The organism is Sphingomonas sp. FUKUSWIS1, from assembly GCF_000733135.1.
Lineage (GTDB): Bacteria > Pseudomonadota > Alphaproteobacteria > Sphingomonadales > Sphingomonadaceae > Sphingomonas > Sphingomonas aerolata.
This window is the reverse complement of record NZ_JPJC01000129.1, coordinates 14,393-15,118: the sequence shown is the minus strand read 5'-3', so window position 1 is coordinate 15,118 and position 726 is coordinate 14,393. Positions and strand designations below refer to the sequence as shown.

The window sequence follows — 726 nt, the reverse complement described above, 5'->3', positions numbered from 1 at the left end:
CGGGTGGCGATGCGCGCGATCTCGCGTTCGCTATAATCGCCCGCCTCGATCACGACATGGCCGTGCGGGCCCGCGAGCGTCACGAAATCGCCCTCCGGATCGATCACGATCTGCTGGACATGCCCCGCCGACCGTTCGAGCAAGCGGCGCAGCAGATGCGATTTTCCCGATCCCGAATTGCCCTGCACCAGCAGGCGCGTGGCGAGAAGTTCCTCCAGGTCGACGCCGACGGCCGTACCATTGCCGTCGGTGCCCATATTCACGCTAACCGTCATGCCGCGCGTTTGGCAGGTGCGGGCGCATCGGGGCAAGGAGTCTTTCGCGGGTCTCGTCGCAAGCGCGGTTTTGCGCGCTGGCTTAATCCGCAATCGCGGTTACGCCTTTCGCCATGGCTGCATCCTCTTCGCTCGACGATCTCTCGCACCGCCTGCTCGGCAAGTCCCCCGGCGAGCTCAACGACGAGCAGCGCCGCGTGCTCGCGGGGATCGAGGCGGGGACCACGGTCAGTCGCGACGCCGCCGACCTCGCCGACGAACGCGCGACGTTCGGCGAGCGGCTCTCGGACCGGGTTGCGGCGGTCGGTGGGTCGTGGGGGTTCATCATCGCGTTCACGGCGGTGCTGCTCGGCTGGATGATCCTCAATTCGGACATCCTCACGCATTTCAACGCGGCGTTCGATCCCTATCCCTACATCTTCCTCAACCTGCTGCTGTCGACGGTCGCGGC

The 726-nt window shown here is 66.1% G+C and carries 2 protein-coding genes; one reads left to right on the top strand and one right to left on the bottom strand.

Annotated features, from left to right (window positions below; genetic code table 11):
- The coding region (locus tag sphsw_RS20375; protein ID WP_042466958.1) for a helicase HerA domain-containing protein at window positions 1-275 on the bottom strand (275 nt) is incomplete at its 3' end.
- A 113-nt stretch (window positions 276-388) separates the two neighbouring features.
- On the opposite strand from sphsw_RS20375, the gene sphsw_RS09040 reads away from it, so the two are divergent.
- The coding region (locus sphsw_RS09040) for a DUF1003 domain-containing protein (RefSeq protein ID WP_031440322.1) at window positions 389-726 on the top strand (338 nt) is incomplete at its 3' end.